At 36.5% G+C, this 25813-nt stretch carries 28 protein-coding genes and 1 pseudogene; 27 read left to right on the top strand and 2 right to left on the bottom strand.

Translation table 11 applies throughout. The annotated features are described in order from the left end of the window. The 8 genes from AB3Y88_RS01545 (at nucleotide 1) to istB (ending at nucleotide 6963) form a co-directional block, all read left to right on the top strand. A complete protein-coding gene (locus tag AB3Y88_RS01545; RefSeq protein ID WP_228888994.1) occupies nucleotides 1–1155 on the top strand; it encodes an EpsG family protein in 1155 nt (384 codons plus the stop codon). Between the two features lie 82 nt (nucleotides 1156–1237). Then, nucleotides 1238–2188 (top strand): LCP family protein, encoded by a 951-nt coding sequence (locus AB3Y88_RS01540; protein ID WP_228888997.1) that lies wholly within the window; start codon nucleotides 1238–1240, stop codon nucleotides 2186–2188. 18 nt (nucleotides 2189–2206) lie between these two features. After that, entirely contained in the window at nucleotides 2207–2971 is a 765-nt protein-coding gene (locus AB3Y88_RS01535; protein WP_228889000.1) for a YveK family protein, read from the top strand. Nucleotides 2972–2982: 11 nt separating this feature from the next. Further along, nucleotides 2983–3738, top strand: a complete 756-nt coding sequence (locus tag AB3Y88_RS01530; protein ID WP_056960650.1) for a CpsD/CapB family tyrosine-protein kinase — start codon at nucleotides 2983–2985, stop codon at nucleotides 3736–3738. Further along, entirely contained in the window at nucleotides 3689–4507 is an 819-nt protein-coding gene (locus AB3Y88_RS01525; RefSeq protein WP_228889002.1) for a tyrosine-protein phosphatase, read from the top strand. Before AB3Y88_RS01530 ends, AB3Y88_RS01525 begins: the two co-directional genes overlap by 50 nt. 38 nt (nucleotides 4508–4545) lie before the next feature. After that, the gene (locus AB3Y88_RS01520) at nucleotides 4546–4899 is read left to right on the top strand and encodes a hypothetical protein (protein WP_367293355.1); all 354 of its coding nucleotides are present in this window, start codon (nucleotides 4546–4548) and stop codon (nucleotides 4897–4899) included. Between the two features lie 32 nt (nucleotides 4900–4931). Then, nucleotides 4932–6146, top strand: coding sequence for an IS21 family transposase (gene istA / locus AB3Y88_RS01515; protein ID WP_228890254.1), 1215 nt, complete (start codon nucleotides 4932–4934; stop codon nucleotides 6144–6146). Then, nucleotides 6133–6963, top strand: coding sequence for an IS21-like element helper ATPase IstB (gene istB / locus AB3Y88_RS01510; RefSeq protein WP_313819558.1), 831 nt, complete (start codon nucleotides 6133–6135; stop codon nucleotides 6961–6963). Before istA ends, istB begins: the two co-directional genes overlap by 14 nt. 647 nt (nucleotides 6964–7610) lie before the next feature. Here the strand turns inward: istB and AB3Y88_RS01505 are convergent. Both AB3Y88_RS01505 and AB3Y88_RS01500 read right to left on the bottom strand, forming a co-directional pair. Next, nucleotides 7611–8603 (bottom strand): 1-phosphofructokinase family hexose kinase, encoded by a 993-nt coding sequence (locus tag AB3Y88_RS01505; protein ID WP_228889174.1) that lies wholly within the window; start codon nucleotides 8601–8603, stop codon nucleotides 7611–7613. Then, complete coding sequence (locus AB3Y88_RS01500; protein ID WP_054756835.1) at nucleotides 8600–9361, bottom strand: DeoR/GlpR family DNA-binding transcription regulator; 762 nt, start codon at nucleotides 9359–9361, stop codon at nucleotides 8600–8602. Before AB3Y88_RS01500 ends, AB3Y88_RS01505 begins: the two co-directional genes overlap by 4 nt. A 251-nt stretch (nucleotides 9362–9612) precedes the next feature. Here AB3Y88_RS01500 and AB3Y88_RS01495 point away from each other — a divergent pair, with 251 nt between their 5' ends. From AB3Y88_RS01495 to AB3Y88_RS01405, 19 genes and pseudogenes are all read left to right on the top strand, one after another. Continuing rightward, the gene (locus tag AB3Y88_RS01495; protein WP_056960661.1) at nucleotides 9613–10083 is read left to right on the top strand and encodes a PTS sugar transporter subunit IIA; all 471 of its coding nucleotides are present in this window, start codon (nucleotides 9613–9615) and stop codon (nucleotides 10081–10083) included. A 24-nt stretch (nucleotides 10084–10107) separates the two neighbouring features. Continuing rightward, the gene (locus AB3Y88_RS01490; protein WP_056960662.1) at nucleotides 10108–10443 is read left to right on the top strand and encodes a PTS galactitol transporter subunit IIB; all 336 of its coding nucleotides are present in this window, start codon (nucleotides 10108–10110) and stop codon (nucleotides 10441–10443) included. A 14-nt stretch (nucleotides 10444–10457) separates the two neighbouring features. Further along, nucleotides 10458–11843, top strand: a complete 1386-nt coding sequence (locus AB3Y88_RS01485) for a PTS galactitol transporter subunit IIC (RefSeq protein WP_228889176.1) — start codon at nucleotides 10458–10460, stop codon at nucleotides 11841–11843. Nucleotides 11844–11870: 27 nt separating this feature from the next. After that, a complete protein-coding gene (locus AB3Y88_RS01480) occupies nucleotides 11871–12110 on the top strand; it encodes a hypothetical protein (RefSeq protein WP_056960664.1) in 240 nt (79 codons plus the stop codon). 16 nt (nucleotides 12111–12126) lie between these two features. Beyond that, complete coding sequence (locus AB3Y88_RS01475) at nucleotides 12127–12939, top strand: class II aldolase/adducin family protein (RefSeq protein ID WP_228889179.1); 813 nt, start codon at nucleotides 12127–12129, stop codon at nucleotides 12937–12939. 125 nt (nucleotides 12940–13064) lie between these two features. Further along, nucleotides 13065–13286: pseudogene (locus AB3Y88_RS01470) on the top strand (alpha/beta hydrolase fold domain-containing protein); the annotation flags it as partial. A 283-nt stretch (nucleotides 13287–13569) separates the two neighbouring features. Further along, nucleotides 13570–13881 (top strand): PTS lactose transporter subunit IIB, encoded by a 312-nt coding sequence (locus AB3Y88_RS01465; RefSeq protein ID WP_054756846.1) that lies wholly within the window; start codon nucleotides 13570–13572, stop codon nucleotides 13879–13881. 2 nt (nucleotides 13882–13883) lie between these two features. After that, nucleotides 13884–15125 carry a PTS sugar transporter subunit IIC gene (locus AB3Y88_RS01460; protein WP_228889182.1) on the top strand — a complete coding sequence of 414 codons (1242 nt, stop codon included), beginning with the start codon at nucleotides 13884–13886 and terminating at the stop codon, nucleotides 15123–15125. A gap of 81 nt (nucleotides 15126–15206) precedes the next feature. After that, a complete protein-coding gene (locus AB3Y88_RS01455) occupies nucleotides 15207–15566 on the top strand; it encodes a PTS lactose/cellobiose transporter subunit IIA (RefSeq protein WP_056960669.1) in 360 nt (119 codons plus the stop codon). Further along, nucleotides 15559–17007: a glycoside hydrolase family 1 protein gene (locus AB3Y88_RS01450; protein ID WP_056960670.1), complete on the top strand. Its 1449-nt coding sequence runs from the start codon at nucleotides 15559–15561 to the stop codon at nucleotides 17005–17007. The genes AB3Y88_RS01455 and AB3Y88_RS01450 overlap by 8 nt, the downstream gene beginning before the upstream one ends. Before the next feature lie 38 nt (nucleotides 17008–17045). Then, complete coding sequence (locus AB3Y88_RS01445; protein WP_367293354.1) at nucleotides 17046–18971, top strand: transcription antiterminator; 1926 nt, start codon at nucleotides 17046–17048, stop codon at nucleotides 18969–18971. 39 nt (nucleotides 18972–19010) lie between these two features. Further along, complete coding sequence (locus AB3Y88_RS01440) at nucleotides 19011–19592, top strand: YitT family protein (protein ID WP_056960672.1); 582 nt, start codon at nucleotides 19011–19013, stop codon at nucleotides 19590–19592. Nucleotides 19593–19748: 156 nt separating this feature from the next. Further along, nucleotides 19749–19895, top strand: coding sequence for a hypothetical protein (locus AB3Y88_RS01435; RefSeq protein WP_156653493.1), 147 nt, complete (start codon nucleotides 19749–19751; stop codon nucleotides 19893–19895). 467 nt (nucleotides 19896–20362) lie between these two features. Next, a complete protein-coding gene (locus AB3Y88_RS01430; RefSeq protein ID WP_228889189.1) occupies nucleotides 20363–21370 on the top strand; it encodes a LacI family DNA-binding transcriptional regulator in 1008 nt (335 codons plus the stop codon). Between the two features lie 69 nt (nucleotides 21371–21439). Further along, nucleotides 21440–21901 (top strand): PTS sugar transporter subunit IIB, encoded by a 462-nt coding sequence (locus tag AB3Y88_RS01425; protein ID WP_054756855.1) that lies wholly within the window; start codon nucleotides 21440–21442, stop codon nucleotides 21899–21901. A 17-nt stretch (nucleotides 21902–21918) separates the two neighbouring features. After that, nucleotides 21919–22713, top strand: a complete 795-nt coding sequence (locus tag AB3Y88_RS01420; RefSeq protein WP_228889192.1) for a PTS sugar transporter subunit IIC — start codon at nucleotides 21919–21921, stop codon at nucleotides 22711–22713. Next, nucleotides 22706–23527, top strand: a complete 822-nt coding sequence (locus AB3Y88_RS01415; protein ID WP_367293353.1) for a PTS system mannose/fructose/sorbose family transporter subunit IID — start codon at nucleotides 22706–22708, stop codon at nucleotides 23525–23527. Before AB3Y88_RS01420 ends, AB3Y88_RS01415 begins: the two co-directional genes overlap by 8 nt. A 12-nt stretch (nucleotides 23528–23539) precedes the next feature. Continuing rightward, nucleotides 23540–23959: a PTS sugar transporter subunit IIA gene (locus tag AB3Y88_RS01410; RefSeq protein WP_228889196.1), complete on the top strand. Its 420-nt coding sequence runs from the start codon at nucleotides 23540–23542 to the stop codon at nucleotides 23957–23959. Then, nucleotides 23952–25661 carry an alpha-glucosidase gene (locus AB3Y88_RS01405; protein WP_228889279.1) on the top strand — a complete coding sequence of 570 codons (1710 nt, stop codon included), beginning with the start codon at nucleotides 23952–23954 and terminating at the stop codon, nucleotides 25659–25661. The genes AB3Y88_RS01410 and AB3Y88_RS01405 overlap by 8 nt, the downstream gene beginning before the upstream one ends. The last annotated feature ends 152 nt before the right edge of the window (nucleotides 25662–25813 follow it).

The raw sequence follows: 25813 nt of genomic DNA, 5'->3' as shown, positions 1-25813 counted from the left end.
ATGTATATTTACTTGATATTTTTTTCAATATCTTGTTTATTTTTTAAAATTTCGGAAAATAAAAATAAAATAATTTCAATTGCGTTTATATTTTTAGCCATTTTGATCCCATGTTTATTAGCAGGTTTTAGGGCAGATACTATTGGCACAGATGTTAGAAATTATGTAAAACCTTTGTTTGAGTTATCTATCCAATCAAAATCTTTTTACAGTTTTTACGGTCAATTCATTTATAAAGGTTGGCAAGTTTCGCCGGTTTCTTCCATAGAAATTGGCTACTTAATATTAACATATAGTGTAACCAAAATATTTGGGTCTTTTATAGTTCTTAAAATGTGTATACAATTTTTTATTATTTTTCCAATCTACATTGGACTAAGACATTTTAAAGGGAAAATACCTGTATGGTTCGGTATGCTTGTATTTTATTTAATGTTCTATAACGAATCTTTAAACATGGTTAGACAATGGATTGCCATGGCTATTTTAATAATGGGTACAAAGTATCTTACTGAAAGAATGTCTATTAAATTTTTTTTAATAGTCTTGCTTGCAAGTTTGTTTCATGCAACAGCAGTTATCGGAATTCCAATATATTTGTTATATGGTTTTTTAGTTAACAATAAAACACTGAATATTAAGTTCAGGAATTCTAGTGATTTTAAAGTCACTACACGCAGCAGTGTTTTTAATTTTTTTCTGATATTTCTATTTGCAGGAATATTAGTTTTTAGCATCGGTAAAACGGGAGATTTGTTGAGCAAATTTGGGTTAGCACAATATAGTTATTATGTTAGTGGCAGTTTAAATATTTCGCTTAACCAAATTATTGCAAGATTACCGATTATTATTATTTTGGGTGTAAATGTTCATGAAAAATATGACGAAGATTTATTTTATTTTTATGTTTTACTACTAGGCTTAGTATTTTCACAGTTAGCCAGTCTATCGAATTTTTCTATAAGGATGGTTAGCTATTTATTTATGTATAATATAATTAGTTTTCCTTTACTAAGCCTAAGTAGTTGCAAAAAGAAGACTATTGTTGTTAGAGCTTGTGTGATTTTATATTTGGTTATCTTTTGGTATTATTTTTTTGTTATAAAGGGAGATGATCAGACTGTACCATACGTTTTTTTAAATTCACAATTTTAATTAAAACATATATTTAATTTTTATTTGTAAATTTGTTATGATTAAATTGGTTTTCATAGAGTAACTAATTGGGGTGAATTTTTTGAAAAAGAACAGAAATATTCATGGACAGCAATCAAAAGGGAAAAAGCGCCTATTTAGATATTTAATAATCTTTGTGATAGTTTTTCTTGCAATTGATGCAATTGTAATCTATAAGGTCTACAATGATGCCAAGCAGGCTGTTAGTGTAACATATAAAAAGGTTAAGCATGATAGTGGTAGGGATAGTGCCAGCAATATTAATAATGGCAAACCATTCTCAATATTATTGCTGGGTACAGATACAGGTGAGTATGGGCGTACATATACCGGGCGTTCTGATACTATTATGGTTGTTGTAGTTAATCCTAAGACAGAAACGACCACACTTGCCAGTGTTCCACGAGATACTAAAGTTGCAATACCAGGACATGGATTTAATAACAAGATTAATGCGGCCTATACTTATGATGGTGCGAGTGGTGCGATGAATATTGTACAAAGTTATTTAAATGTTCCGATTGATCATTATATTGAAATGAATATGGGAGGTTTAGTTCAACTTTCTTCTGCTTTAGGATCTATTAAAGTCAATAATGACTTAAATTTTACTAATCTGGGGGTTCATTTTCCTAAAGGTGAAGTTACAATTGATAAAGACAATATTTTAGCTTACACACGGATGCGCTATGAGGATCCACGAGGTGACTACGGGCGGCAGTTGAGGCAACGTGAAGTTTTGACTGGACTGGTTAAGAAAATCACGACATTAAATGGTATCATGAAGTATCAAGATGTGCTTTCAGCCCTTTCCAGTAATATGAAAACGGATATTACTTTTGATCAGATGAAAACGATTGCCAGCAAGTATCGCAAGGCAGATAATGTCAAGCAGCTTCAGCTTCAAGGCAATGGTCAGATGATTGATGGTGTTTCATATGAAGTTGTTCCACAGAGTAATTTAAATAAAATTACTACCGAGCTGCGTTCAGCATTGGACATCAAAAAATAAAAGTATAGGAGCAGTTTAATGAGTGAAGAAGCAAATAACGAAACAGTAATTGATCTCAGCAGATTATTTACATTATTTAAGAAGAACTTTGTTGGCATTATTTTATGGGGAATTGCGGGCGCAATTGTTGCGTTGCTTGTATCGATTATTTTCATGACACCAAAATACAGTGCAACCATTGATTTGTTAGTTAACCAAAAAGCAGATAACGCAGCAACACAGTTTAATGCGCAGCAAGCCGACTTGCAAGCAATTAATACATATAAGGATGTTTTGAAGAAAGATGTTATCTTAACTCCCGTATTAAAACAAGTTAAACAGACAGATAATTATGCTGGAAATTTGAGTTCTTTGGCAAGCTCGATTCAAATCACTAATTCAACTAATTCACAGGTAGTTAGTGTAACGGTCACTGATAAAAATGCTTACACAGCGGCTGACATTGCAAATACGATTGGCACGGTATTCAGTTCAAAAATCAAAAAGATGATGAAGGTTGATAATGTAACGGTTGTTACTAAAGCAACTGCGAATACAGCACCCGTTTCTCCTAAAACAAAACTCAATTTCTTAATTGGAATTATTTTGGGATTGCTAATTGGGATTGCGATTGTCGTGATTCGCGATTTAATGGATACAACTGTCCGCGAAGAGAAGTTCCTCACGGATGAACTTGGACTGACTAGTTTAGGTGCAGTCAGCCACATGGGTGGAAAGAACAGTAGACACGCAGTAAGTGTGCTGCAAAGTTCTAATACATCCGGAATGTCACGACGGGTTTAGGGGGAGAATTCATGTTTAAATTTAGTAGTAAGAAGAAAAAGCTGGCTCTTTCGACTGATTCGATGGAAAATGGGGTGCATATGATTACGGCCGCTGCCCCGAGTTCAGTTATTTCTGAGCAGTTTAAAACGATCCGAACAAACATTCAATTCTCAAATGCTGATGTTCAGTATAAGAATATTATGCTGACTTCTTCACTAGCTTCTGAAGGCAAGTCGACAGTAGCTGCTAACCTAGCAGTCACCTTTGCAGATCAAGGACTTAAAACACTTTTGGTGGATGCTGATATGCGGCGACCAACTATTAATGCAACATTCAGTATTGCCAATCCTAAGGGGTTAACCAATTATCTAACTGATCGTGATTTTGATGTCAATGATGCAATTTATGAGACTTCAGTCGATAATTTGTTTGTAATGCCAAGCGGACCGGTACCGCCTAATCCGTCTGAGCTGCTGAATTCACACCGGATGGATCTGCTGGTAAAAGCTTTGTCGGAACAACTTGATTTAGTAATTTACGATGCTCCGCCAGTCCTTTCAGTGACTGACGCCCAGATTCTCTCGACTAAGGTGGATGCAACAATTCTGGTTGTACGTGAGAATATTGCTGAAAAAGAAGCCGTTAGACATGCTGTTGATCTTTTGAAGCATGTGAACGCTCACCTGATTGGAACAGTCTTTAATGATGTTGAAACAGCTGGTGGAGGAGGCTATTATGGTTACTACGGATATGGCTACTACGGAAAAGCTGACAAGCAGCAATAAAATCGTTGATCTGCATTGCCACTTGCTTCCAGGCATAGATGATGGTTCACCAGATTTAGAGCATTCACTGCAGCTAGCGCAAAATGCTGTGGCTGAAGGTATTACGCATATTCTGGCAACACCGCATCATCTGGATGGTGATTATGTTAATCATAAAGCAGATGTGATTCAGCATGTGAATGCTTTTCAAGCTGAATTGGACAAGCAAAAGATTCCGCTGACAATTTTCCCGGGGCAAGAAGTACACATCAATGGCGATCTGCTGGAACGCTATGCAGATTTGCTGGGGGTTGATGAAGCTAAGCATTATATGCTGATTGAATTTCCACACGGCAGCGTTCCCGCATACGCGCAGCGGCTCTTCTTTGAGTTGCGTAAGCAGGGAACGACTCCAATTATCGTACATCCTGAGCGCAACCATGAGCTGCAGGAAAACATGAATATGCTGTATGACTTTATTGCAGACGGGGCGCTTGCACAGCTCACGGCCACCAGTTACATTGGCGGTTTCGGTCCCAAAGTGCAACAGATCTCTGAACAGTTCGTGACACATGGTCTTGTACAACTCTTTGCTTCTGATGCTCATGCGCTCAAAGGCAGGAAGTTCGCTCTTCGCGAAGCCTTTCTTGCTTTGCGCGCACAACACGATCAGGCAAAAGTCGATCAGTTCGAACAAAATGCCGAAGATCTCTTGAATGGTCTGCCGGTTATGGCAAAGGGGTATTCACGAATAGCGGAGAAGCGGAAGAAGAAGTTCTTTTTCTTTTAGTTTATTTTTCGTAATTTAATTTGAAGGATGGCACTAGTATGAGACATGCAATTTTAGTGATTGGCCATGGTGATTCGTCCGTTTTGCAGGAAACTATTAAGGTTCTTGATGATAAGGACATTGATTTTTATATTCATTGGGATAAAAAATTTCCTAAACCTGCTCTTAAAGCAACTAATTCTAATTTAATTTTTATTGATAGAATGAAGGTATATTGGGGAACTGATAGTCAGGTAATTGTAGAGAAAAAGCTTATTGCAGCAGTAGTGAATTCTAAAAATAATTATGATTATGTTCATTTAATCTCTTCAACTGATATGTCAGCAACGGTTGTAAAATGTTGGAAAATACCGATTAGAAAATGTCGGTTTTCCAACATTTTTTTACGGTAAAATAAACGCATCTCAAATTTGGAGGAACTGAAATGCGTTTAGATGTTGAGCAGTGTGTCCAGCAATATATTATGAACAAAATAAAGCCCAACTTCGCTGAAATTGGTCGGCGATACGGTGTTGATCCACGAACGGTAAAAAGATACTACAATTTAGGGCTTACGCCCCCAGATGAGCAGCCACAACCCTTACGGCGGCCGAGTAAACTTGACGATTATCGAAAAACGATTGAAGAAAAGGTTCTAGAAGGCTGTTCGGCAACGGCAATTTATTACTTTATCAAAGAACGTGGCTATCAAGGAAAGCAAAGTATTCTCAGAGACTATTGTCGAACCATCAGAAAAGCCGCAACGAAAAAAGCCACTATCCGGATTGAAACCTCGCCAGGGATTTCAGCCCAGGTTGATTGGAAAGAAGATTTAACGTTGGTTTCTCGGCATGGAGAGATTGTCAAAGGCAACATCTTCTTATATGTTTTAGGGTACTCGCGAATGAAATACATGCAATTTACCTTCAGTCGCAGCCAAATTACCTTTTTTGATTGCTTAACTAATGCCTTTTGGGCAACCGGGGGTGTGCCGAAAGAAATCTGGTTTGACAACCAAAAGGTTGTCGTCGATCATCATAAAAGTAATTTTGGTAAGCCGGTATTTAATGAAACCTTCGTTGAATACGCTAAGGACGCTGGTTTCAAGCCAATTGCTTGTCGACCGTTTCGGCCACAAACCAAAGGAAAGGTTGAGGCGCTGGCCAGAACTACTCAGCGAATCAAAGTTTACAACCATGAGTTTGAAGAGCCGCTAGACTTAGCCGAGATCGTCCATTTGACGTGTGATCAGCTGAATCATGAGAAGTCTCAGGCGACTCAAATTCCGCCTTATTTATTGCTTGATAAAGAAAAAGAGTATCTCCAGGATTTTGATCACGACTTACTCGATGCCTATGCCAGCCAAACCATCGCAAGGAAAGTTAGCAAGGAATCAATGATTGTCTTTCAAAATCGGAAATACTCCGTCCCCATAAGATATATTGACGAAACCGTACAAATTAAACACGATGACAATACTCTATACATTTATTATAACGGAGAATTAATTCGTTCTCACCCTATTTCACTGAAAAGATTTACTTACCTTCGCGATGACATGGAAGAGATTGTCCGATCAGACCTTTATAAGAATCGTGATGACCGAGTCATTGATGATTACGTCGACCGAAACCTGAAGATGTTTGATGAAATGGAGTGAGAAAATGGCCAATTACCAAGCTTTATACACCAACCTTAGACAATTAAAGTTAGATCGTTTCGCCGAACATTTAGGCTACCTATTGGATCATCAAGATGAAGCACCCAAGTCCTTGAGTGATGCCTTATTCGAATTGACAACGGCTGAGCTTAAATACCGGGAACAAAAAAAGATTAATTTGAGAATTAAACTAGCCCGCTTTCCATATGAAAAAACGTTAGCTGACTTTGACTTTAGTTATCAACCGGGAATTAACCAAGGGATAATTGAGGACTTGGGATCACTAAGATTCACCCAAGAGAATCAAAACGTTTTGTTTATCGGCACCTCCGGTGTCGGTAAAACTCACCTAGCCACCGCCATTGGAATTGAAGGGTGTAAACAAGGAATTTCAACGCAGTTTATTCGATGTAGCGACCTCATCAACAAGCTTCAAACAGCACAAGTTCAAGGCCGGAGCGAAGAAGTGCTACGCCGGTATGCCCGTTTTCAAATTCTAATCATTGATGAGATTGGTTATCTTCCAATTGAGTCAGTGGGCGCTAAGCTGTTTTTTCAGTTAATTGAAAGACGATACGAACGGAAATCAACCATTATCACCACTAATATTCCGCTTTCTAAGTGGGGAAACACCTTTTCAGATAAGATGTTAGCTAACGCCATTTTAGATCGCTTGGTTCATCACGCTAAAGTTATCCGAATCACTGGTCGATCATATCGAATGAAAGATCATTTAATTGAAAAGAAGGATAATTCCGGACCTGATTTATCAGGTTTCAACGCACAAAATAAAGAAAGGAGCAGTGAGACACTGTAAACTTTATCGGTAAAAAACAGCATTTTTTAATCGGCAAAAAACTACATTTTCACATCGGCGTTGACACAATACAGTTAATTTTGCCACACTATTCATCAAGTTTAATACTTTATGAAGTGTATTAAGCTTTAATTGCGCACGTTTTTACGTGGGTGTTTTTGGGCGGTAAAATGCTGATTTTATCAATAATAAATTACGCAATTTTGAAAAGGGTAGGTATGTAAATGTAACTCAAAGGGTTGCAGGGAGATGGGGGTGATACGCAAACCAGTTTAAACAATGGGCACTTATTAATGAAAAACGAGATATCGAAAACTTTAAAGGCAGCACTATTAAAATACATAACGAGAAAAAGAGATTAGTTCGAACAAAATGCCGAAGATCTCTTGAATGGTCTGCCAGTTATGGCAAAGGGGTATTCACGAATAGAGGAGAAGCGGAAGAAGAGGTTCTTTTTCTTTTAAATAAGGAAGATTGAGGTCGGGGCGAGAGAAGCCACGGCTTTTTATTTGTCATTTTTAAGAGCGTGCTTCATAACCAATGAAGAGTAAACAAGGAGAAGACTAATGGTGCGATTTGAAAATGACCAATTAAAACTTATCATATGGAGCAATGAACTAGATCACATCGCGTACAAAAACAGAGGATCAATAAACTAGTTCATCAGGACTTTTTAACTTTATGATACTAATTTTTGATTTGTCATTCACATAAGAGATTACATTTTTAGATTGCACATAACCCGTCTTCTGTTCTATAACGTTAGCCATCCCAGCGGCCATTCCATATTTTATTACTTGTAAATCATTAAAGCCTTGATCAATTGCATAAAGCATGCCGGCTACCGTAGAATCACCAGCGCCTTGAGTATTTATGGCGGATAAAGAATGTGTTTTAACAAAATAAAAAGAAGGATTTTTAAGGTGCACTTTAACAACTGCTCCAGTCGCTCCTAAAGAAGCAACTACTGTAGGTATTTTTTTTAAACGTTTATCCTGCAGGGCATATAAAGCTGATGTGGGATCTTCAGTTACTTTATACCCGAGAAAATCAGATAGTTCATCATTATTTGGCTTAATGATATCGGGTTGGCTAGATCCTTCTAGTGTTGAACACAAAGCTGATCCGGATGTATCTAAAATAATTTTAGCATTGGGTGCAATTGAGCGTAATTTTTTGATTAATGTGGAATATGCATTTTTAGGAAGCCCTGGAGCAATTGAACCATTAATTGAAATGGCAGTTAAGTTTTTCAAATGGTCTAATTGTTGCAGAAATAGATTAAAAGATTTATATGGGACAGGTATTCCAAGTTCGTTTAACTCAGTCTTTTTATTACGTTTATCGTAAATTTGATAACAGAAACGTGTCTCTCCTGGTGTTTGGATAAATTTATCTATTAGACCATATTGTTTTAGTTCTTTTTCTAGGATACTGAAATTTGTAATTCCTGCAAAACCAGCGGCTATTACTTTGTTTGCTTCTGACCCAAATAAAATTGAAGCAACACGTGCTGCGTTGATCCCCTTGCCGCCTACTACTTTTTGATGGCTTATTTCACGATTAGTTGCCCCTATCGTGAATTCTTCAGTACGATAGATAATATCAAGAGATGGATTAGTTGTAATAGTTAATATCATTTATGTTCCTTCTTTCCGACAATGACATTTGAAAATTGCTTATAATGGTTTAAATTTTCGCTAGATATCTCTGAATCAGTAATTATACCGTCAACATCATCAAGTGATAAAAAACTAAATCGATCCGCTTTACCGAATTTTGTATGGTCACATACAACATAGACTTTTTTAGATCTTGAAATTGCGGATTGTTGAACATTTCCTTCGGATAAATGGGAAGTTGTAACGTTATTTTCCCAGATACCATTGGTACTAATAAAAGCAATATCAAATACATAATTTCTCAAAGAGTTTTCTGCAACAGGTCCAATAAATTCATTAGTAGTTTTATGGTATGACCCTCCAGTGAGGACAACATCTATATCCTTATTAACTAAATAACGAAATGCCAAATCCGAATTGGTGATGTATTGAACCATGTCATCTTTAGGTAGGAAGTTTAAGCTTGCAAAAATAGTGGTTCCAGCACCAAGATAAATGGTCATCTTTGGATTTATGAGATCAGCTATTTTATGCCCAATTTCGAGTTTAGGCTTTTTTTGTAATTCACGTTTTTCAGTTGTAGTTCTTTCAGTTACTAAACTTGCACCTCCATAGACTCTGATGAGAAGCCCATTTTCTGATAATTCTTTTAAGTCTCTACGGATTGTCATTGCGGCAACTCCTAGTTGTTTCGCTATAGTAGTAGTTGCCAAATGTCCTGTACTGGATGAACTAAGTAAATTTATTATTTTTTTTTGTCTATCTTGTTTAAGCATCTAATCACCTCTAACTTCTGTTAATTATATTATGCAAAATCAAAATGTTCAAGTATGTTCTACTTGTTTTTTTAATATATTTACTTATTTTTACTGTAAAACTATATTCTTTTGATTATATAGAGATACATGTGACTTAGAAATAATTTTATAAAAGTGTTGACTATCGTAAAGAAAGCGTTTACTATACTAATTGAAACAAAGTCAAACATATTTTTAAGAGGTGAACACAAAAGAAAGAAGGTAAAGTAATGTATGAATCAATGTTTAGTAAGAGTTTGGTCAATCTAAATGTTTGTGTAAATAATGCAGATGAATTGTTCGACTTTATTGGAAAGGATGCACATGAGAAGGGATTTGCTAATGAGAATTATGTGAGGGGGTTGAAAAAAAGGGAGGCACAGTATCCAACTGGATTAATTTTTTCTGATATTAAGTTAGCTTTGCCACATGTTGATTCAATCTATATTAATAAACCATTTATTTATGTTGCAAAAAACGCGTTTCCACTTAAATGGTTTCAGATGGGAGATTCTAAAGAAATGGAAGTAAACAACTTTCTTTTTCTCGGAATCAAAGAACCTCAGAAACAAGTGGGCCTTCTATCATCAATAATTGCATCTTTTCAGGATAAATCATTTGTTGATGATTTTAAAAAAATTGATACTTCTGATGTGATGGTAAAGCTAATGATTAATAAATTTGCACAAATAGCTGTATAAATTATTTAGTTAGGAGAGATTAATATGAAAATAATTTTAGTATGTTGTGGTTCTGGGGTTGCTACTAGTCCACAAGTAGCTAATAAAATTAATGATTTTTTGGCTGATAAGGAACTTGATGATGTAGTACAGGCCGAGCCGCATCCTGTAGAAACTGCTAAGTCACGTATCGAAACCAACCCAAACATTATTGTTTATGTTGGCATTGCGCCAGCAGATGATGATTTACGTGAAACTATTGAAGAAAATAATGTTACTGAAATTGTAGGGGTTCCATGGCTCACAGGCATAGGTGAAAATGAAGCAAATGCAAAAGTGCTTGCAGCTGTAGAACTAGCAACACAAAAACCAACTCAATGAAGAGGTGAGAGTGTATGAATTGGAATAGTATTGTTCAAGCTATTTTATCACCAGGTCCATCAGTTGTTATTTCTATATTAATTATGATCCTAGGTTTATTTTTTGGTATGAAAGTATCTAAAGCGGTTCTTTCAGGACTCTATTTAGGTGTGGGCTTCATAGGCATGTCAATGGCAATTAACCAATTAGTTACAATCGTTACGCCTGCTACTAAGGCTTTGGCGAAAAATACGGGTATTAATTTACCTGCGGTTGACTTTGGCTGGACTGGAGCTTCAGCCATTACATGGGCTTGGGCTGTAGCATTTGTATTTTTTGCAATTGAAATTGGTGTGAATTTAGTGATGTTAGTCACAAAAACTACAAATGTTGTTAATGCAGATATGTGGAATGTCTGGGGATTAGCACTTACTGGTTATATGGTTTACTTTGCAACAGGAAGTTATATTTGGGCGTTTATCGCGGGTGTAATACAAGCCATAATTAGTTTAAAGCTTGGAGACATGTGGAGCGAAGAAATTGAAAATATGTTAGGTTATCCAGGCATTACAGTCCCTCATATTGAAGCATTCACTGCTATTATTATGTGGCCTGTAAATAGATTATTGGACTTTATTCCAATATTTAACTATAGATGGAGTGCAAAAGAACTTAAAAAGAAAATCGGCATTTTATCAGAGCCGGTTGTTATGGGATCGATTATCGGGTTAATTATTGGTCTTGCTGGCCGCTACACTATTGCTAACGCCTTAAGCTTAGCTATTACAGTAGGAGCGGTTATGGCTATTTTTCCAGTAATGGCTAAATTTTTTATGGATTCATTAACTCCGTTCGGTACAACAATGAGTAATTTCATGAAAAATCGTTTTAAAAATAGAGAATTTGTTATTGGTCTTGATTGGCCTGTGTTAGGTCAGAGTACTGAACTATGGGTTACTATGGTTGTATTAATTCCTGTAAGTATTGCTTTTGCAGCGATTCTTCCTGGAAATCAAGTCCTTCCTATCGCTGGCGTTATTAATTACTGTTTGGGTGTTGGGGGACTTCTGTTAACTGGAGGTAACTTACTACGAATGTTAGTTTTGGGTATCATTTATCAGCCATTATTTTTATATGGCAGTACCTATTTTACTAATGTATTCACTAAGTTAGCCCGAGATACAGGAGCTGTAAATGTTCCAAAGGGAAGTTTAGTTTCTTGGAGTTCTATTGAAGCTCCTGATCTACGTTTCTTGATGAGTAAGGCTTTTACTGGAAATATTTTTGCTTGGATAGGATTAGTTAGTTTGCTAATACTATTCTGGTTTGTCTATCGATCCTTTAAGAAAAATCCAGTGCCATCAAAGAAATATAAGGAACAACTCATCAAAAAAAATCCTAAAAGTGTAGTAGCTAAATAATTAAAATACAAAGGTGATGTTGTAGCAATGCCAGATTTGGGAAAAAGTAAAAGAATTTGGACATTTATAAGTTTTATAACTTTCATATTATTTGGATTAGCTGCTTTATTACACCAGTATTGGATTAATATATTTGTTATTATTTTTGGCCTGCTGATTAAGTACTATGGATCAAATGTGTTATTTACTAAAGGCAAGGAGAGAAGAAAGTATCTGAAACAAAAACTTATAGAAGCACGTGTGATTTCAATTAAAAAGCAAAAATGAAGGGAAGGTAATAGTTATGATCAAAGCACCAGATGGACGTATTATTTTTGAACACGAACGCCAAGACTTAGCCAAGCTTGTTAATATTACTATGAAACGCAATGATACTAATGTTGCGGGAGGAAACTTTTCGTTTAAAGTTAGAAATGATGATGGTAAAGATTACATTATTATGACACCCACGATGATGTCGCAGGCTTATCTTGGAGAATTAAATCCAGAACAAATTTTAGTTGTTGAACCGCATACTCGCAGGATTATCGCTGGGGAAGGAAAATTGACTCGTGAAATTAACCTTCATGAAGGAGTTTATGATGCTAATCCAAATATTCGGTCGGTTTTTCATTCTCACGCAAAGAATAGTATGTTTTGGGCTACGAGTGGTTTAAATGAACCTAACATTACTGAAGCAACTCAGAAGCTTAAAAAAATAGAATCATTAAATTATGAACCAAACTGTTCCGAGCCACTTGCTGACCTTGTTAGTGATAAGATTCGTGAAATTGGCGACGCTGGATTAATGCATTTATATTTGCTTAACAGTCATGGTATTTTGGCTACTGTCGGGAAAAAAGATGAAATTATGGATGGTCTGTCAGCTGTTCATCAGGCTCTAGCAATTGTGGATACTGCTGAATGGAACGCAGAAATTGCTTATAAACAGGCAGTCTTTCAAAGCCTTGGAATTATAGACGGCTTTTATTCTGAAAGTTCTAGAGTAGGTACATTGAAGGATTTAGTTGCTGGCAAAGCAATTTATAATAAAAATGCGGGTCAGGGAGTAACGAAGTATTCTAACTCTAAAGCAGTTACAGTGAATGGTGATTAACGTAATAATATTAATTAATAAAGCATATTTTTTCGCTCTTTGACTCCAATTATATGGTGCGGGCGATAGTGTAAGCAAAAATTTGGAGTTATTTGTGGATTGAAGGATAAAAGCCACATTATGCACAAAATTTTAAAGATTTTCCGGACATAACTCTTGTGGAAGCTGAGTTTGATTACTTTCTCCAAAGTAACATTTTTTTCTCTAAGAAATTAAAATCCTTAGGCCTAGATGTTGATCTAATAATGTATAAGGGCCTTGATCATGGCTTTTTTGATAGATTAGGAACTCTAAAACAAGCAGAGGATTTAGTAAACGTAATTGCTGATATTTTAATTAGTGAGTAGCAAGATAAATAACGTGCTTTGTGTAGTCTAAAAATAACAATAATTAAATGAAAACGTTTCTATTGTAAGATATAGATGATCAATCCAAACATCTTACACATGGAGACGTTTTTTAATTTATTTTTTAAAAGTGACAATGAACTTTTAAATATTGCCTTTTACAAAGCTTGATAATGTGTATCCAAGAGAACTTTATTTCCTAACAACCTGAAAAAACATTAAATGATAGCGCATTCATAAGTGATACGCTTTTGTTAGTTAAAAGAAAGGAAGGTTTTATATTATGAAAAACATTTTGTTGATTTGTGGTTCAGGTGCATCTAGCGGTTTTATGGCAGCAGCGATAAGAAAAGCTGCCAAAAAAAGCGGAATTGAAATGAAAGTTAAAGCAGCAAGTGAATCTCAATTGGATGATCTTATTAAGGATACAGATATTTTACTAATTGGTCCGCATTTATCATACATGTTGGCAGAGTTGGAACAAAAAACTCTTGGTAAAGCTATCAAAGTTGCTGTTATTCCACAAAGTATTTACGGAGCATTAAATGGACCTAAGGCAGTTGAAATGATTCAAAAAATGGAAGGAGAAGATTAAATATGCATCGGATAATGAACTATATGCAAAATTCTTTTGCACCAAGAGTGAACAAAATTGTCAAGAACCCTTGGATATCAGCAATTCAAGATGCAATTATGACTGCTTTGCCTTTGGTATTTGTAGGTTCACTAATAACTATTATCTTACTCATTAGAAATCTTGTACCTGCCGTACCTGATATGACAATGATTAGCAATTTCTCTTTTGGGATGTTTGGACTAGTAGTTGCTTTTTTAATTGCATATTATGTAATGGAAAAGAAGCACAATGATAAATATAAACTAATAAGTGGTGCAACTGCAACCGTCTTTTTTCTAATGCTGCTGTACCCATCATTGGATAAAGCTGGGACAAATATTACTTTTGTTTTAGCGAGGTTTGGTGCTCAAGGAATGTTTACCGCAATTATTGCCGGATTGTTTGTAGGCTGTGTTATGAATTTTTCTAGTAAACATTCATTTTTTAGTGAAGATACTGCTATTCCGGATTTTGTAGTGGGATGGTTTGATAGTTTGCTTCCAATCACATTTATTATGGTTGTTGGTTGGTTCTTAACTGGATTAATACATGTCGATGTTTTTAAAGTGATTTTATGGGTTTTTAGTCCATTGTCGGGAATAGTACAAAGTTATCCAGGATTTGTGTTATCTGTCTTTATTCCAGTTTTTCTTTACACGTTTGGGATCAGCGGATGGGTAATGATGCCCGTTATTTATCCTGTTTATATGCAAGGATTAGCACAAAATGCTAAAGAAGTAGCTGCTGGCGGAACGGCAACACATATAGCTACTCAAGAAACAATTTACGCTTTCTCTAGCATAGGAGGAGTTGGGACCACTTTAGCATTAGCTGTAATTATGCTGTTATTTAGCCATTCAGCGCAATTGAAGGCAATCGGTAAAGCGATCATAGTACCCTCTATTTTTAATATTAATGAACCTTTAGTTTTTGGAGCGCCAATTGCATTTAATCCCTACTTAATGGTTCCTATGTGGATTAACGGATTACTAGTACCTACCATTGCATATGCAGCAATGGCATTTCATCTTGTTTCAATTCCAAGTAAAACTTTCTTGCTCTGGTATATTCCTTATCCAATAACTTCTTATCTGGCAACACAGGATTGGAGAGCAATTATTGTGACCTTGATAATTTTCGTTGTGACATGGCTGGTATTTTGGCCCTTCTTTAAAGCCTATGACAGATCATTGATTTTAAAGGAGAAGGAGGAACAGGCTTAAGACGATTAAAGTGTGCTGGTTAGTATTAGAACTGTGTATTTAACAGAACGACTTTAATATAAAGAGATAGGAGAATAATGTATGGAAGCTAGTAAGAATGGTGCAGATAAGTTAAATGAATTATCAATGAACATTTTAGTGCATGCAGGTAATGCACGTAATTTTATGGTACAGGGGCTACAGATTGTTGAGACGGAAAATAACTATAATAAGGCAGAAAAATTAATGGATAAGGCGCATAAGGAAATTGTGGTAGCGCATGGATTACAGACAGAAACATTACAAAAAGAAGCAATGGGTAGATCAATTAGATATTCAGTTTTATTTTGTCACGCCCAGGATACTTTGATGACAGCACAAAGTGAAATTCTAATTGCAAAACATTTAATTAAATTATGCAAGTCCAAATCTATAAAAGAAAAGAGTGATATACATGATTAAAGATTTTTCGATGCCAAAAAATTTTTTGTGGGGAGGAGCAATCGCGGCTAATCAAGCGGAGGGTGCTTCTGAGGTTAATGGTAAAGGAATGAGTTTAGCCGATGTACACAAACTCTATCCTGACAAGACAAATGAAGAAATTCAAGCAATTCAACATAAAGGTATGACTAAAAGGCAAGTAGAAGAAAATATAACAGATAAAGAAGGATACTATCCCAAAAGGCACGGTATTGATTTCTATCACTCCTATCCTCAGGATCTTAAATTATTAAGCGAGATGGGTTTTAAAACATTTCGCACTTCTATTGATTGGACTCGTATATTTCCCACAGGAGATGAGGAAAAACCGAATGAAGCTGGTTTGAAATACTATGACAATTTAATTGACAAAATTAGTGAATTAGGGATGGAACCGATTATCACCATGCTTCATTATGAAACACCAATTAACATTACTCTTAAATATGGCGGCTGGAATAATCGAGATGTAATTCCTTTATTTGTCAAATATGGAAAAACTTTGTTAGAAAGATACCAAAGAAAAGTTAAATACTGGATTATTATTAACCAAATTAATTTAATCCAATTTGAACCCTTTAATTCTACTGCGATTTGCTATGACCAAGTTGATAATTATTTAGAAGCCAAATATCAGGCTGTCCATAACCAGTTTGTAGCTAGTGCTGAGATAGTAAAATTTGCAAAACAATTAAATTCAACTTTAAAATTAGGCACAATGGTGGCAGATAGTACAACATATCCTTTCTCATGTAAACCAGAAGATGTGATTCTAGCACTTGAACGAAATAGAATGCAATATTTTTATACTGACGTTCAGCTGCGCGGAGCATATCCGCAATATGCACTTAATTATTTTAAAGAAAATAAAATTAATCTCAAAATACAAGAAAGTGATTTAAAATTACTTAAGAACAATACGATGGACTTTATGGCTTTGTCATACTATTATTCTCAAATGGTAAATTCTGAAAAAAATGATATGAATTCGCTGACAACAGAGAGTAATCCATATCTTAAGTCAAATCCATGGGGCTGGGGCGTGGATCCATTAGGACTTTATAATACTTTGTCGCAATATTGGGACCGCTATCAAAAGCCAATAATGATTGCTGAAAATGGCTTTGGAATGTATGACAAAATATCAGCGGATGGTAAAATTCACGATCAGTACAGAATATCTTATTTAGCTGAGCATATCGCTGCAATGAAAAGGGCAATTTATAATGGCGCAAATATTTTCGCATATTGTGCTTGGGGACCAATAGACATTGTTTCTTGTTCATCGGCACAGATGGGAAAACGTTATGGTTTTATTTATGTTGATTTAGACGACGAAGGTCACGGGAGTGGTAAAAGAATAAGGAAAGACAGTTTCAATTGGTATAAACATGTTATTACAACAAATGGCGCAGAGCTTTAATAATATTGAAGAAAATTTCTCTTGGAAGGTGGGTCGATATGTCATCTTTAGATAATGATATTATTAATTATTTACGTTCTAAATCACATATAAAAGCAAGGGACTTGGCAATGCTTTTAAATATAACGACTCGAACTGTGAGAAATCATATTAAAGTAATTAATCAGAAATTTCCAGGGCTGATACTGTCAAGTCAAAATGGGTATGCGATTAATAGTTCTAGACGTTATGACAGTTTGTCAAACAAGGAATTGAAAGACTTAACTCAAAATTCTAATGAGGAATATCTAACAATGTATCTATTGCGATCATCTGATGCCGGAGAAAGTATTTTTAATTTAGCTAATGATCTTTTTGTTTCAGAATCTCAATTAAGGTTAATTCTTAAGAGTTTAAAAAGATCTGTTGCTAAATTTAATTTACAAATTAAGATCAAGCATTATCGTGTCTACTTGTTTGGTTCAGAACGTAATAAGAGAAAGTTGATTTTATCTTTGCTGTATGGGAAGGGAAATCTACAAGGTAATCTTAAGGATACTCTGCAAAAGCTTGTAGGCAATATCTCAATGGAAGTGTTGTACAAAACTATTAAAAATGTATGTGTTTCGCATCAAATTTACCTGACACCTTATGTTATGGAAAATATAGTGATGCACTATGCCATCGCGATAGAGCGAATTAGGAATGGGAAACATGTTACTTTAGATCCAGCACTCAACCATCTATCTTCTCAATCCGTTGAAGTTATACTAGCTTCAGAAATTATAAATAAACTTCCAAACAACATGCGTTTATATTTTTACCAGAGTGATATTGAACAATTGGCAATTTTATTTATAGGAAACACGGTCAAGAATACAGCAAATAATGCAGTTGAAAAATTTGTAGCTGAAGATGTCGCGGTTGTTTTGCATCAGATTTTGAAGGATGTGTCGGAAAATTTTCTAATCGAGTTGAATAAGCCGGAATTTTTTGATCGCTTAGCGTTGCACGTACAAGGCTTAGTAAACAGGTCTGAAAATGGGGAATTAATTAGTAACAGTAAGGCAATTGAGATTAAGATAACATATCCTATTATCTATGATATAGCAGTTTACATTGGATCTTGTTTGAGTTCTAAGCTAAAAATCAAGTTCAATGATTCCGAAATAGCTTTATTGGCTCTGCATATTGGTGCATTTTTAGATTCTCCGGAAATAATAACGCAAAAATTAAAGGAGAAAGTATATATATTGGCCATTATTCCTGAATATAAGCAAATCTTGAATGATTTTATTTCTAAAATACAAAATCTTGATAATTCAGAAATTGAGTTGGAAGTAACAACAAACATTTTTAACCAATATAATTTTGACAAGTTTGACATAGTTATAGTTAGTGGGGATGACCAGAGAATTGGTGGGAACATAATTAATGTGCATCCTTTGCCAACTAGAAACGACTTGAAAAGAATTGAAGAGGTGGTAAAAAATATAATTAGCTCAAAGAAAACATTGAAATTAAATGAAATGATTAGTTGCTATTTATCTGCAGAGTTAGTAGAGTTTAATGAATTTAAAGAACCATTTTCAAAATTAAATTTTTTAAAATATGCAACTCAGATTTTAGAGAAAATGCATATAGCGGATCGCCAATTTTTAAATGAATTACTGGAAAGGGAAAACATGTCGACAACAGCTTTTCCAACAGGTGTAGTTATCCCACATAGTATGCACATGAATGCATTAAAGACAAAAATATTAATTGTAAAGTTTGAAAAACCAGTTATATGGGGGGGTCAAAGAATCAAATTTGCATTTGTTGTAGCTCAAAATACTAAAGATGCACAGATATTTAATGATTTTTTTCAACAGTTGGTTGAGGTATTAAGTGATATTTACAATGTAGATATGCTATATAACTCTGAATCTTCTGATGAATTATTGAATAAAATTTATCAATTTATGAAGAATAATCTTGATTAAAAAGATGGAGGATCCTCGAAAATAAAAAGAATTAAGAGCTTGATACTGACAATTAGTGGCAGTATTTTATCAGGAATTGGAATTGAATTGATTGTACTTGCAAATCATGGTGTTGATTCATTAAGTACGTTAATTTTGGGAATAATGAAACATAGTAATTGGGAGTTTGGAACTTGGAGTCAAATTTTAAGTATTATTTATTTAATAATTTCGTTAAGTGTGAATAGTAAAACTTTAGGGATAGGGAGCTTATTAAATGCATTATTGATTGGGCAAACTGTAAAATGGATTGATCCAGTCTTCAGAAAATCAATATCGTTAAATAGCTATTTTACTATGGCTTTTGGTTTTCTAATTATGGCTTTTGGAACTTCGATGTATTTGAAAGGAAATCTGGGTTCTGGTCCGATGGAGGCAATGATGTATGCTGTATCTCAAGTTCTTAGAATGGATATGGCGATGTCTAGGATCATTTTAGATGCTTTCAATGTTTTGCTTGGAATTTTCTTAGGAGCTACTTTTGGAATTGGAAGTGTACTCGCAATTTTTGGATTAGGTCCAATGATAAAAATATTTAATGGGCTGTGGAATAAAAAAATTTATTTTGCAAAGACTAAGTAATCCAATTTATGCTGTTGCAGCGGTGTGCATATTATTCAAAGCTGCTTAAGTTCCATAGGATTAGCTTTTATTGTACTATTATTAGAGATGATTGCTAATGGAATTATGCAATAGTCAAGCAGGTTAGGCATCGCTTTTCCAAAGGAGTGGAATCTTATGAAATATCTGATTTTCGCAGTTGAAGTAGTTTTATTGGTGCTTTGGTGGGGCTTTACTGCGGTATCTGTGCTCGGTAAAATCATTGGAACGGTGGTTATTATTGGAATCTCGCAGGGAATGCATATTTTACTTAAGGCAAGATAGATTAGGGTAATAGTTCAGAATATCGGAATATTTTACAAAGCCACTTTTTAGTTTAGGAGCAGTTTTCAGGTAGCTTAAGGTTAAGTGCTAGTTCAAAGCGAAGAGTGGGACAAAAGGCATTTAGTTGGTGAGAATTAACAGTGTAGTCAACTGACTTATGGAACACGTTTATCCGGAATAAAAGAGGGACTGTGACAAAATTTAACTTTTGTCACAGCCCCTTTTAAAATGATTGGGAAAGGGTACTTAGTTTAAAAAGTAATCTTGCTACCAAGTATAGTAATTCATTACGTAGCTTTTGAAGATGCTATAACAGAAGTTTTGAACAGTTGGATAAGTTTGGAAGGAACGTTTCTTTATTGCCAGTTAAAATAAATTTTGAAAACGATATCAAATTCTATTGACAATCTAATTTTAATGCTGTAACCTTTACTTTGTGATAGCGGTAACTTGTAGGAGGTGATATTTTGGCAACGATTTCAGATGTTGCACGCTTAGCAGGCCTTTCAGTTTCAACTGTTTCTCGTGTGATTAATAATAACCCGCATGTCATTCCCAAAAAGAGAAAACTGATTGAGGATGCAATGCAGCAGCTCGGATATGTTCCGCGACCAGCAGCGCGTCAGCTGCGCGGTTCCAGTACTAATACGATGGCAGTTACGATTCCGCGAATTGTCAATCCGTTCTTTTCGTACCTGGTAGATGCGATCGAAAGAACACTCGACGAAGCAGGCTACACCACGATCATTGTCCAGACCTTTAGTCGTCCTGAAGAAGAATTGACAGCGCTTAAGATGTTGCGCAATCAGCAAGTTGACGGCGTGATCCTCTGTTCAATTGAAAACCCATGGTCGGTTATTCAGCCTTATCTGCAGTATGGGAGGATCGTCTTAGTCAATGAATATCTTGCTGATGTACCCGTTCCGATTATCAGGGCTAATCAGTATCAGGGTTTCTATAATGCTACCGAATTCTTACTGCAGCACGGCTATACAAAGCTTGCCTATGCTACTGGACGCAAGCAGGTTGCGCTGGCAGAAAGTGGGGTCAATTTTGACTCAGATCGTTTTTCGGGTTTTCAGGCAGCCTTGAACAGTATTGGCAAAGTTCGCTTTAATTCTCATTGGTTGTTCACTAATGCACATACTGCAACGGATGGAAAACTGATCCTGCAAAAGATTATTGCAAGTCCAGATAAACCCGATGCCATTCTGGCAGGAAGTGATGAAGTTGCTCTGGGACTTCTAGAAGAAGCTCAGGCTCAGGGTGTCCAAATTCCGGCACAATTAGCGGTGCTGGGAGTCGATGATCAGCCGTCTTCAAGCTTTCTGAAGATCCCATTGACCACTATTCGGCAACCAGTTGATCAGATGGGATCTGCGGCAGCAAAAGCAATGGTGGCGGCATTGCAGGATCAAGCCGTGACTTTGCCGCAAATTTTTCCGCTTGAAATTGTTAAAAGAGCCTCAGTCTAAAGAACATCAACATAACATGTTCTTTTTCAAAGCAATTTGGTATCGATACCAAAAAGGAGATTGATAAAAATGACAGTAGTTTTAGCAAGAATCGATCAGCGTTTAATCCATGGTTTAATTGTTAATCAGTGGGCCCAGAAGTTAAAGGTCAAACGTTTCATGGTTGTCGATGATGAAATTAGTAAAAATGAAGCGATCAAAGACAGCATGAAGATGTCTAAACCCGCAGGCACAGGGATGTCGATTATTGACACTCAAAAAGCAATTACTAATTTCAATGCCGGTAAATATGATACTCAGCGCGTCTTCGTCTTAGTAAAAGAGCCTGCAACTTTAATTAAGTTAATTGAAAACGGAGTCGCAATTCCTAAAGTCGATCTTGGTATTATTTTTAATGAAAATGGGCGTAAACCGGTAACTAAATTTATTGCGTTGAATGATCAGGAACGTGCAGACTTGGAGACTATTAAAGCTAAAGGTGTGCCTGTTGTAGTGCAATATGTACCGACAGATCCTGAAGAAACTTATTAAATAGAGGGTGAATAAAAATGTCTAGTATTGAAATTTTGCAGGATATCTTAATTATTCTTCTTGCTGGTTTTATGACTGTTGATCAAAACGGTCTGGTAATTATGTCATGGTTTCCAGTCATTGTAGGAATGATTACTGGTCTGATCATGGGTGACCTGCATACAGCACTTGTGATTGCGGGTACTTTCCAATTAATGATGTTGGGGGTTGCTGCACTTGGAGGAGCCTCCGCACCAAATTATGGCTTAGCCACGATTGTAGGCGCTTTCGTTGCTATTCGAACCGGGACTGGAATTAAAGCCGCCATTGCAGTGGGCTTACCGGTGGGGTTGATTGCAATTCAGTTGGAAGTGGTTGCCAGAATTATTTGTAACTTTTTGGCTCACAAAATGAAAACGGATAACCAGCAGCATAAATGGCAGACAATGCGCCGCGAAGCTTGGTTAGGTCCGATCTTGTTCAGTCTGCAAACCGCAATTCCAACTTTGTTAGTTGTATTGGTGGGACCACAGTTTGTCAAATTCATTCTTAATGCGATTCCAACTTGGGTTACAAATGGCCTGACAATTGCTGGTGGCATGTTGCCAGTTGTCGGAATTGGAATGTTGATGCATTATATGCCAGTTAAAAAATTTCTGCCGTATATTATTGTCGGTTTCGTGCTTTCTGCGTATTTAAAAGTGGCCGTTTTAGGAATTGCATTATTAGGTTTTGCTGCTTCTTACTGGTACTTTACCTCTGAGGCACGCAAGGTCAAAGAAGCTGTCACACAAGCAGCTGTTGATGAAGACGGGGAGGATTATGATGAGTAAACAAGAAAAGAGTGCTAATCCAAAGATTACCAAAAGAGATTTACGGCGTGCCGGCAGCCGCTACAACTTTATGGCTGTCAACTTGTTCAACTATGAATCACAAATGGGTCCTGCCGTTGCATGGGCACTTGCACCGATTCTTAGGAAAATCTATCCAGATGACGATGAATATCAAGCAGCTTTGGACAATCACTTTAACTACTTTAATTCAACAACTGTAATGTCCAGCATGATTTTAGGTGCAACAACTGCAATGGAAGAAAAGGACGGTCCGCAGGCCAAAGAAGCAGTTCAGTCTCTGAAAACTAGTTTGATGGGTCTATTAGCCGGAGTGGGTGACACCTTGGTATGGGTTTTGTGGCCGACGATTATTGGATCTATTTCCGGATATATGGCTTTACAAGGCAACCCGTTAGGCGCAATTATCTGGCTGATCGCTAATATAATTTTCTGGTTTGTTAAAGTTAAGTTATTTGAGGTTGGATATACCTCTGGGACAAAGCTGGTAACCTCCTTAGGCAGCAAAATGGTTCTGTTTACCGAAGCGGCTTCAATCATGGGCCTAAGTGTGGTTGGTGCTTTAATTGCGACAGTTGTTAAAGTCACTACTCCCTTAACATTTCAATTTGGTAAAGTTTCTTTAGCACTGCAAACGGGAGTCTTGGATAAAATTATGCCTGCATTGCTCCCAGCACTGCTGACATTACTGGTTTACAAATTACTTGATAATAAAAAATGGACCCCGACTCGAATCATTTTGCTGGTAATTGTGATTGCTTTAGCAGGTTCGTATTTCGGAATACTAAAAGCATAGGAGAGGTTAAAAATGGAAAGAAAAATTATACTTGCATCACATCATCGTTTTGCTGCCGGCTTAAAAGATACAGTTGAATTTATTGCGGGGGACCTAGCTGAAAATAGAATTTCTACTCTGACAGCTTACTTAGATAATGCACCGATCAAAGAAACTGTAGCCGATTTAATGCAGACTTTCCTGGCATCAACTGAAGTAATTATTTTAACCGATATGATGGCGGGAAGTGTCAATCAAACGTTCTTTGGTTATCGACTCCGTGAACATACTCATCTTGTGAGCGGGATGAATTTACCACTGGCTTTAGCATTTACTATGGAGCCACAGGATAATTATCTGACCGCTCAAAGAGTCCGTGAAATTGTCGCTGAGGCACAGCAAGCAGTGGTATACATCAATGACATTAGAATTGGCGATGATGATGATGAATGAGATTCCATGGTGGAAAAAGAGTGTAGTTTATCAGATTTATCCGAAGAGCTTTTATGATGCTAATGGCGACGGAATCGGTGATTTGCAAGGAATTATTCAAAAGCTGGACTATTTGGTAGAATTGGGCATTGATGTGTTGTGGTTGAATCCAATTTATCGTTCCCCTCAAGTCGACAATGGATATGATATTTCAAATTATCACGAGATAGAACCAGAACTGGGCACTATGGCCGATTTTAATGAATTGCTTGCAAAGGCACATGAAAAGGGGTTAAAAATTATTCTAGACTTGGTGGTGAACCACACTTCAGATCAGCATCCGTGGTTTAAACAGGCAAAACAAGCTAAAAATAATGCATACCATGATTATTATATTTGGAAAAAACCAGTCAAGCAGCAGGCACCGAATAACTGGGGTTCAAGTTTTGGAGGATCTGCCTGGACTTATGAAGCAGAGGTTGCGGAATACTATCTTCATTTGTTTGCTAAAGAGCAACCTGACTTGAATTGGGAAAATGAACAGGTACGGCGTGAGATTTATACTTTAATGCGTTTTTGGCTGGATAAGGGAATTGATGGCTTCCGGATGGATGTAATTTCATTGATCTCCAAGGATCCCGCTTATCCAGATGGTCCAATTATTCAAAATAAGCAGTACGGCAGTTACTATGCGGGAGCTGCAAATGGGCCGCGGGTGCACGAATATTTGCAAGAGATGAATCGTGAAGTGCTCTCGCACTATGAGATCATGACCGTTGGTGAGACTCCACACACTACGGTTGAAGAGGCTACCAAATACACCGATGAACATAAGCATGAGTTAAATATGGTTTTTCATTTCGACCACATGCACCTTGACTACGGTGAAAATGGCAAATTTTCAACTAAACGTTTTGCACTGAGCGCATTAAAACGAGTCTTCACCAAGTGGCAAGTAGGAATGGCGCAGCATAATGGCTGGAATAGCTTATATTGGAGTAATCATGATCAGGCACGGCCTGTGACACGTTTTGGAACGGATCAGCAAGAATATCGACAAGCTGCAGCTAAAATGCTGGGAACGATCCTGCATATGCAGCAAGGAACACCGTATATTTTCGAAGGTGAAGAGTTGGGAATGACGAACGCTCGTTTTAATTCGATCGACGATTACAATGATATTGAGACCAAGTCAGTCTACAAGGATTTCACTGAAAATAAACATCTAGGGTCGGATTACGCAATGGAAACGATTTATTTAAAGTCACGCGATAATGCGCGCACCCCGATGCCTTGGTCTGCAACCAAAAATGCAGGATTTACTACGGGTAAACCATGGCTTTTGCCTAACCCTAATTATCCGCAGATTAATGTGGAACAAGCACTTCGAGATCCAGATTCAGTGTTTTATTACTACCAGCAGTTAATTAAATTACGACATACGCTACCCATCGTGACAACCGGGAAATATCGCTTATTGCATCCACAAGACGAACGTAATTATACTTTCTTACGCGAAACGGCCGAACAAGTCTTGTTTGTAACGGGAAACTTCACCGCACAAGCAGAGCAGCTTGAATTGCCAACTTTCTTGGCAGGATTGGAAAATAAGTTAATTATCAGCAATTTTACAGCACCCCAAAGTACTTCAAAGACTGTCAACTTGCCAGCTTATGGAGCAGCGGTGTACTTGTTTACAAAAGAGTGTGACAAAAGTCGATAAAATTTCACTTTTGGCCCAACCTTAAATAGGCTCGATTTAGTAACGTAGTTTGGATTTGGAATATTTCCAAACGACACAAAAAAGCAGTTTACCGAATTTTAATTTTGACTTTCGGCAAACTGCTTTTTGAATTAGGAGTACAATTGTATTTT

Origin of the sequence: Liquorilactobacillus satsumensis (assembly GCF_964065465.1) — a bacterium.
In the GTDB taxonomy this organism is placed as follows: Bacteria; Bacillota; Bacilli; order Lactobacillales; family Lactobacillaceae; genus Liquorilactobacillus; species Liquorilactobacillus satsumensis.
The sequence above is the reverse complement of the archived record's forward strand: the minus strand, read 5'-3'. Positions and strand labels throughout refer to the sequence as shown.